At 67.7% G+C, this 7963-nt stretch carries 8 protein-coding genes; 7 read left to right on the top strand and 1 reads right to left on the bottom strand.

Annotated elements, in window-relative coordinates; all coding sequences use genetic code 11:
• Nucleotides 1-167: 167 nt before the first annotated feature.
• The gene (gene bglX / locus B2X67_RS20495; RefSeq protein WP_286786630.1) at nt 168-2453 is read right to left on the bottom strand and encodes a beta-glucosidase BglX; all 2286 of its coding nucleotides are present in this window, start codon (nt 2451-2453) and stop codon (nt 168-170) included.
• Nucleotides 2454-2633: 180 nt separating this feature from the next.
• Between bglX and B2X67_RS20500 the strand changes: the two genes are divergently transcribed.
• The 7 genes from B2X67_RS20500 (at nt 2634) to B2X67_RS20530 (ending at nt 7890) form a co-directional block, all read left to right on the top strand.
• Complete coding sequence (locus B2X67_RS20500) at nt 2634-3794, top strand: DUF1615 domain-containing protein (RefSeq protein ID WP_286786631.1); 1161 nt, start codon at nt 2634-2636, stop codon at nt 3792-3794.
• Between the two features lie 120 nt (nt 3795-3914).
• Entirely contained in the window at nt 3915-4553 is a 639-nt protein-coding gene (locus B2X67_RS20505; protein WP_273229372.1) for a response regulator transcription factor, read from the top strand.
• The gene (gene csgE / locus B2X67_RS20510; protein ID WP_273229373.1) at nt 4550-4939 is read left to right on the top strand and encodes a curli production assembly/transport protein CsgE; all 390 of its coding nucleotides are present in this window, start codon (nt 4550-4552) and stop codon (nt 4937-4939) included. Before B2X67_RS20505 ends, csgE begins: the two co-directional genes overlap by 4 nt.
• Nucleotides 4936-5346, top strand: coding sequence for a curli assembly protein CsgF (locus tag B2X67_RS20515; RefSeq protein WP_090228228.1), 411 nt, complete (start codon nt 4936-4938; stop codon nt 5344-5346). Before csgE ends, B2X67_RS20515 begins: the two co-directional genes overlap by 4 nt.
• 23 nt (nt 5347-5369) lie before the next feature.
• A complete protein-coding gene (locus B2X67_RS20520; protein WP_273229374.1) occupies nt 5370-6239 on the top strand; it encodes a CsgG/HfaB family protein in 870 nt (289 codons plus the stop codon).
• Between the two features lie 107 nt (nt 6240-6346).
• Complete coding sequence (locus tag B2X67_RS20525) at nt 6347-6799, top strand: curli fiber surface-exposed nucleator CsgB (protein WP_376747806.1); 453 nt, start codon at nt 6347-6349, stop codon at nt 6797-6799.
• A 38-nt stretch (nt 6800-6837) separates the two neighbouring features.
• Entirely contained in the window at nt 6838-7890 is a 1053-nt protein-coding gene (locus tag B2X67_RS20530) for a hypothetical protein (RefSeq protein WP_273229377.1), read from the top strand.
• Nucleotides 7891-7963 lie beyond the last annotated feature (73 nt).

Consider the following 7963-nt stretch of genomic DNA (forward strand, 5'->3'; position numbering starts at 1 on the left):
GGCTGAAGCCCACCCTACGATGCTGCGCGAGCGCGGGATCACCGAGCGGGCCGGCTACGCGGGTTTCACCCGCCCTACGAGGTTCAATGCCGTCGTAGGGTGGGCTTTAGCCCACCATTGCCTGGCGAGACATCGATGTATCGGTGGGCTGAAGCCCACCCTACGGCTCAGCGCAGCTCGAAGCCCTGCTGCTTCACGTCCTTCGAGTCCAGGCCGATCTGCAGGTTGAAGCGGCCGGCCTCGGCGACGTGCTGGAGTTGCGCGTTGTAGAACTTCAGGTCGTCCTCGTCGATGACGAAGCGCACCACCTTCTCCTCGCCGGCCTTGAGCATGACCTTGCGGAAATCCTTCAGCTCCTTCACCGGGCGGATCATCGAGGCGGCGATGTCCTGGATGTACAGCTGCACCACGGTTTCGCCGTCGCGCGTGCCGGTGTTCTTCAGCGTCACGCTGGCTTCGAGCCGGCCATCGCGCCGCAGCGTGGCACTCGACAGGCTGATGTCGGACAGGCTGAACTGGGTGTAGCTCAGGCCGTAGCCGAACGGGTACAGCGCGCCGTTGGGCTCCTCGAAGTACTGCGAGGTGTAGTTGCCCGGCTTGCCCTCGATGAAGGGACGGCCGATGCGCAGGTGGTTGTAGTAGGTGGGGATCTGCCCGACCGAGCGCGGGAAGGAGATCGGCAGCTTGCCGGACGGGTTGTAGTCGCCGAACAGCACGTCGGCGATGGCGTTGCCGCCTTCGGTGCCGCTGAACCAGGTCTCCAGGATCGCGTCGGCGTTGGCCTGGGCCCAGTTGAGCTGCAGCGGACGGCCGTTCATCAGCACGATCACCAGGGGTTTGCCGGTGGCCTTGAGCGCCTTGAGCAGCGCGCGCTGGCTGGCCGGAATGCTCAGGCTGGTGCGGCTGGAGGACTCGTGGGACATGCCGCGCGACTCGCCCACCGCGGCGACGATGACGTCGGCCTGCCGGGCGACCTCCACCGCGTTGGCGATCAGCTCCTTCGGCGGGCGCGGGTCCTGCACCACTTCCGGGGCGTCCCAGTTGAGGAAGTTCAGGTAGTCGACGACGTGCGCATCGTCGGTGACGTTGGCGCCGCGCGCATAGATCACCTGCGCCTTGTCGCCCACCGCGTTGCGCAGGCCCTGATAGAGGGTGACCGCCTGCATCGGCACGCCGGCGGCGGACCAACTGCCGAGCATGTCGACCTTGGCGTCGCCCAGGGGGCCTATCAGCGCGATCCTGCCCTGCTTCTTCAGCGGCAGCGTCTGCGCCTCGTTCTTCAGCAGCACCATCGACTTGCGCGCCACGTCGCGTGCGGCCTCGCGGTGCAGGCGGCTTTCGGCGTTGTTGTCCTGCGGGTCGTCGGCGGCCTTGCCGATGCGCAGGTAGGGGTCGGCGAACAGGCCCATGTCGTACTTGGCGCCGAGCACCTCGCGCACCGCGTTGTCGATTTCCTGCACGCTGACTTCACCGGATTTCACCAGGCCGGGCAGTTCGTCGCGGTACAGCGAGTCGTGCATGGAGAGGTCGATGCCGGCCTTGATCGCCAGCTTGGCGGCTTCGCGCTCGTTGTCGGCGACGCCGTGGTTGACCAGCTCGGTGACCGCGCCGTGGTCGCTCACGGTGACGCCCTTGAAGCCCCATTCCTTGCGCAGCAGGTCATGCATCAGCCAGGTGTTGGCGGTGGCCGGCACGCCGTTGATCGAGTTCAGCGCCACCATCACGCCGCCGCTGCCGGCATCGAGGGCGGCCTTGTAGGGCGGCAGGTACTCCTGGTACATGCGCACCGGGCTCATGTCCACGGTGTTGTAGTCGCGACCGCCTTCCACCGCGCCATAGAGGGCGAAGTGCTTGACGATGGCCATCACGCTGTCGGCGGTGTTCGGTGCGGCGCCCTGGAACGCCTTGACCATGGTGGCGCCGGTCATCGAGACCAGGTGCGGGTCTTCGCCGAAGCCTTCCGAGGTGCGGCCCCAGCGCGGGTCGTGGGTGATGTCGACCATCGGCGCGAAGGTCATGTCGATGCCGTCGGCGGCGGCCTCGATGGCCGAGGTACGGCCGGCGAGGGCGACCGCCTGCAAGTCCCAGCTCGACGCCAGCGCCAGGCTGATGGGGAAGATCGTACGGTGGCCGTGGACCACGTCGTAGGCGAAGAAGATCGGGATCTTCAGTCGGCTGCTGAGTGCGGCATCCTGAAGCGGCCGGTTGTCGGCGCGGGTGACCGTGTTGAAGGTGCCGCCGATGTGCCCGGCGGCGATTTCCTTGAGGATCTGCGGCTGCGGCATGTCCGCGCCGATGCTGATCAGGCGCAGCTGGCCGATCTTTTCCTCGAGGGTCATGCGGCCGATCAGGTCGCTGACGAAGGCCTGTTTGTCGTGGGCGGCGGGTTTGACGTCGGCGAATGCCGGTTGAGCGAGACAGGCAAGAAGCCCGAGCAGATACAGCCTTTTCATTATTTGTTTCTCGGGCCGACGGCAGCGTCGAACGGCGGGCCTGGTAGGGAAATACGGGTGGGTTGGCTGGGCTGCTTTTTATCCGATTGACGGGCGGCCGAACAGTCCTTTTTCATCCCGCGCCGACCGCCCAACGGCTGCGGGTTGCCCGGGCGGTGCGGAAGCGGTTATTGATGGCCGATGAATCCTCCTCGCATCGACTTCGCCACCCCGGCGTACCGCTCACCGACAACCGCCGCCGTCCGCCACGGCCCGTGTCTTCCCTTCATCGCCTGCCTCGCGCTGCTGCTCACCGGGTGCGGCACGCAGCGGCCGCAGGAGCCGCCGGAGCGCGCCGCCGAGGTGGTGCGCGCGGAGATCGTCCGGCTGATGCCGGCCAGCGTCGCCGACCGTAATGGCTGGGCGGCGGACCTCTACACCGCGTTCTCCGCGCAGGAGATTTCCACCACCACCGAGAACCTCTGCGCGGTGCTGGCGGTGACCGAGCAGGAGTCGACCTTCCAGGCCGACCCGCCGGTGGCCGGGCTGGCGAAGATCGCCCGTGCGGAAATCGATCGCCGCGCCGGCGCGTTGCACGTACCGGGTTTCCTCGTCAGCGCCGCACTGCGCATCGACTCGCCGAACGGCAAGACCTACAGCCAGCGCCTCGCGGCGGTGCGCACGGAAAAGGAACTGAGCGCGATCTTCGACGACTTCATCAGCATGGTGCCCATGGGGCGCCAGCTGTTCGGCGGTCTCAACCCGGTGCACACCGGCGGGCCGATGCAGGTCAGCATCGACTTCGCCCAGGCCCACGCGCGGGGGTATCCGTACCCGGTCGACGGCTCGATCCGCCAGGAAGTGTTCAGCCGCCGTGGCGGGCTGTACTTCGGCACGGCGCATCTGCTCGGCTATCCGGTGAACTACCCGCAGCCGCTGTACCGCTTCGCCGACTTCAACGCCGGCTGGTATGCCAGCCGCAACGCCGCGTTCCAGAGCGCGGTGAGCCGGCTGACCGGGATCAAGCTGGCGCTGGACGGCGACCTGCTGCTGCCCAACTCGCCACTGGCCGGGCAGACCGAGCGCGCGGTGCGCACCCTGGGCAAGCGCCTGGAGATGAGCGACGGCGACATTCGGCGCGCGCTGAACCATGGCGACAGCCTCGACTTCGAGGACACAGACCTCTACCAGCGCGTCTTCGCCCTGGCCGACGCCAAGGCCGGCAAGCCGCTGCCGCGCGCGGTGCTGCCGGGCATCACCCTGGAAAGCCCGAAGATCACCCGCACCCTGACTACCGCCTGGTTCGCCCAGCGGGTCGACGAGCGCTGGAAGCGCTGCATGGCCAGGGCGGGGAAAAACTGACGGTTCGAGCGGGGTGACGAATTTTTGTCGGTTTTCCTGCTGTTGGTCCGTTAGTCCTTGTAACTGATTGGTTACAGGCTACTTTCTCGATCTAGGTACGGCCCGCGAAGGACGGGATACATGGAAGTCGGGAGAGAAAGGTCGACGGCGCTACCGGTCACGGTTCGCCTGATCACCACCAATCCGCTGCTCGGCGAGTTGTTCAAGCATTTCCTCGAGCAGCGCTCGGCCATCGAGTTGCAGGTGGCCGACCTGTCGCGCCTCGCCGAGCCCTCGGCGCTGCGCCTGCTGGACATCGGCAGCCTGTGCCCGGAGCGCCTCGCCGAAGGCGTCGAGCGGCTGCCCGCGCAGGCGCCCATCGCGCTGATCAACGCCCCGCCGGAACTGGCGCTGACCTGGGTCGCGCGTTATCCCGGCATCCGCGGCGTGTTCTCCCCGCAGACCAGCCGCGAACAGCTGCTGCGCGGCCTCGACGTACTGCTCGCCGGCCAGGACTGGCTGTCGCGGCCGCTGATGGCCTACCTGGTGCAACGCCTGCGGGCACTGCAACGCCCGTCCAGCGACATGCTCACCCTGCGCGAACGCGAAATCCTCTACCTGGTCGGCCGTGGCCTGTCCAACGCCGCCATCGGTCGCGCCCTGTGCCTGAGCCCGCACACGGTGAAAAGCCACATGCACAACCTGCTGCGCAAGACCGGGTCGGCCAATCGCGCCGAGGCCGCGTTGCGCTTCCATGCCGGCTTGCCGGAGTCGCCGTGAGGCGCTCGGCGCTGCTGGCCTGGCTGGCGCTGGCGCCCGTCGCCGGGGCCGCTGCCAGCGAGGATCTGATCCAGGGGCTGGTCATCGACAGCACCATTTCGCGCTTCGGCCATGACTTCTACCGCGCCTTCAGCGACCGCCTGGCGGACGCCAGCGAGATGGACTTCAACCTGGTGGTGCGCGAGCGGCCATCGGCCCGCTGGGGCAGCCTGATCTGGGTCGAGCAGGACCAGCGCGTGCTCTACCGCCAGTTTCTGCAACCGAACGCTTCGCAGGTGACGGATTCGGCCTACGGGGCGGCCGATCAGGTCGTCGAGGCCATCGCGCGCCGGCGACTCGAGGATTTGCTGCAAGACAACACCGACATGGAGAGGGACGAGCTATGACGCGCCATCGCTGCACCTGGCATCTTCGCCTTGGCCTGCTGGCAGCGCTGGCCGGCGGCGCCCAGGCCACGGAACTGGTCTATACGCCGGTCAACCCGTCCTTCGGCGGCAGCCCGCTGAACGGCACCTACCTGCTGAACAACGCGACCGCCCAGGACCGCTACAAGGACCCGGACATCTCCGGCGGCACCCGTCTTTCGGCGCTGGAGCGTTTCACCAGCCAGCTGGAGTCGCGGCTGCTCTCGCAGGTGCTGGCGAACGTCAACGACGGCAGCTCCGGCACCCTGTCCACCGACCAGTTCATCGTCAACATCGTCGACGACTCCGGCACCCTGACCGTGCAGATCACCGATCGCGCCACCGGCGAGATTTCGGAAATTTCCATCAGCGGCTTCAACGCCCCGTGATCAGTCCGCGCGAGACCTCATCCATGAAACCCCATGCGCTCGTCCTTCTGCTGTGCGCCGGCCTGTTCCAGGGCTGCTCGGTTCACGACCCGATGCCCGCCGAGCAGCACGCGGCGCCGACCCTGACCCCGCGCGCCTCGACCTACTACGACCTGCTCGCGCTGCCGCCGCCGAAGGGCCCGCTGGTGGCGGCGGTGTACGGCTTCCGCGACCAGTCCGGGCAGTACAAGCCGAACCCGTCCAGCTCCTTCTCCACGGCGGTGACCCAGGGCGCCGGCAGCATGCTGGTGGACGCGCTGCAAACCAGCGGCTGGTTCATCGTGCTGGAGCGCGAGGGCCTGCAGAACCTGCTCACCGAGCGCAAGATCATCCGCGCCACGCAGAACAAGCCGGACCTGCCGGAAAACCTCGAGCAGACGCTGCCGTCGCTGCAGGCCGCCAACCTGCTGCTCGAAGGCGGCATCGTCGCCTACGACACCAACGTGCGCAGCGGCGGGGAGGGCGCGCGCTACCTGGGGATCGGGGTTTCCGAGGAATACCGGGTCGATCAGGTGACGGTGAACCTGCGCGCCATCGATACCCGCAGCGGGCGCGTGCTGGCCAACGTGATGACGTCCAAGACCATCTATTCGGTCGGGCGCCAGGCCGGGGTGTTCAAGTTCATCGAGTTCAAGAAGCTTCTCGAGGCCGAATCCGGCTACACCACCAACGAACCGGCGCAGCTCTGCGTGCTCTCGGCAATCGAGTCCGCGGTGGTCAACCTGATCGCGCAAGGCATCGAGCGGCGGCTGTGGCGGGCGGCGGACGCCAGCGCGATCGCCGGCAGTTCGCTGGCGAAATACCTGGAGGCCACGCCGGGCCGGCCGGCGGTGGCGAGGGCGACGGAGGATTAATCCCTGCGGGGCCTTTCGTGGGGCATTTTTCAGCCGATGGGGCGATACCCGCCCGGTGCCGGAAGAGCGAAGAATTGCGCCGTTCGGGCTCCTGGTTCAGGTGCGGTATGAGTCGATGGCGGGGCATGTGTGGAGCGCTGGCGCTGGCGCTGGGCGGCATCGACGCCGGCGCCGCCGACCTGCTGGACAACGCCGACCTGGCGTCCGGCAGCGAGCTGTCCCGTGTCGCTGCCAGTGCCGCGCGCATCCAGCAGATCGGCCTGGCCAACCGCGCCGCCATCGGGCAGACCGGCGAGCGCCTCGTCGCCCTCAGCCGCCAGACCGGCGCCGCCCAGGAAGCCGCCATCGCCCAGGATGGCGGCGAGCTTTCCGCGCAGATCATCCAGACCGGCTACGCCAATCGCGCGCGTATCGACCAGCAGGGCAACGACAACCAGGCCGTGATCCGTCAGCTCGGCGCGTACAACGACGCGCGCATCGAGCAGGTCGGCGATGGCTTCAGAAGCAGCATCACCCAGTTCGGCAATCACCAGAACATGCAGGTCCGCCAATACCGCTGACCGGCACGGACGTCACAACGACAAAACGGAGAATCGACATGCGCGCGCTCATACCCTTCACTGCCCTGGCCCTGGTTTTCTCGACACCCTGCGTGTTCGCCGCCGGCAGCGCGGTACTCGACCAGTACGGCACCGACAACCAGGCCACGCTGGATCAGACCGGCCCTGATCACCAGGCCACCCAGACCCAGAGCGGCGTGCGCCTGAGCAGCGACATCACCCAGAGCGGTGTCGGCCAGACCGCCATCAGCGAGCAGAACGCCTACGACAGCCAGGTGACCATCGACCAGAGCGGCGGCGGCAACTACGGCGCGGTCTATCAGCTCGGCGGCGAGAGCAACGCCGTGGGCCTGAGCCAGGACGGCTACGCCAACAGCGCCACGCTGCGCCAGGAGTCGGTGAACTTCGACGTGCTGATCGGCAACACCGCGACCGTCAGCCAGAGCGGCGCCACCAACACCGCCGACGTGCAGCAGGACGGCGCCGGCAACTGGCTCCAGGCGAGCGCCAGCGGAACCGGCAACAGCCTGCAATCGGTGCAGAGCGGCATCGGCACCTCGGCGACCGTCTACCAGGTCGGCGACAACAACGCGGTGTCGGTGAATCAGGATTTCTCCGGCTCGGCCAACCTGACCCAGAACGGCAACGACAACGTGCTGGCCCTGACCCAGGGCGGCCTGGAGAATCCCCGGGCGACGTTGAGCCAGAGCGGCGACGGCAACCAGATGGAGGCGAACGTCCAGTTCAAGTTCAACGTCCTGGAGTTCGCCCAGGAGGGTGACGGCAACAGCCTGTTCGTCGACCAGAGCGGCCGCAACGGCAGCGCCAGCGGCTCTTCGGTGGGCAACGACAACAGCGCCAGCTTGGTCGTCGACGGCGACGACTACGTGGTCAGCATCGACCAGACCGGCGACGCCAACATCGCCAGCCTGGACAGCGCGGGGATCGGCAACCTCGCCAGCATCGTCCAGACCGGCTCGACCAACCAGGCCAGCATCAGCCAGTCCGGCGGCTTCGACACCTTCACGCCGCAGACCGCGCGGATCACCCAGACCGGCGACGGCAACGTCGCCAGCATCGTCCAGCACTGACGGTGCGCGGCTACTGCGCGGCGGTGCTGCTGGGCTGCGCCGCGCTGGCGGCGGCGACGGACGCGCCGCAGCT

Source organism: Pseudomonas sp. UBA3153, assembly GCF_002364635.1.
GTDB classification, from domain to species: Bacteria; Pseudomonadota; Gammaproteobacteria; order Pseudomonadales; family Pseudomonadaceae; genus Pseudomonas_O; species Pseudomonas_O kuykendallii.

Bases quoted from the DNA above. Each gene is read 5' to 3' on its own strand.
- B2X67_RS20500 (WP_286786631.1), top strand. From the start codon at position 2,634: ATGAATCCTCCTCGCATCGACTTCGCCACCCCGGCGTACCGCTCACCG.
- bglX (WP_286786630.1), bottom strand. From the start codon at position 2,453: ATGAAAAGGCTGTATCTGCTCGGGCTTCTTGCCTGTCTCGCTCAACCG.
- B2X67_RS20525 (WP_376747806.1), top strand. From the start codon at position 6,347: ATGAGTCGATGGCGGGGCATGTGTGGAGCGCTGGCGCTGGCGCTGGGC.
- B2X67_RS20530 (WP_273229377.1), top strand. From the start codon at position 6,838: ATGCGCGCGCTCATACCCTTCACTGCCCTGGCCCTGGTTTTCTCGACA.
- B2X67_RS20505 (WP_273229372.1), top strand. From the start codon at position 3,915: ATGGAAGTCGGGAGAGAAAGGTCGACGGCGCTACCGGTCACGGTTCGC.
- B2X67_RS20515 (WP_090228228.1), top strand. From the start codon at position 4,936: ATGACGCGCCATCGCTGCACCTGGCATCTTCGCCTTGGCCTGCTGGCA.
- B2X67_RS20520 (WP_273229374.1), top strand. From the start codon at position 5,370: ATGAAACCCCATGCGCTCGTCCTTCTGCTGTGCGCCGGCCTGTTCCAG.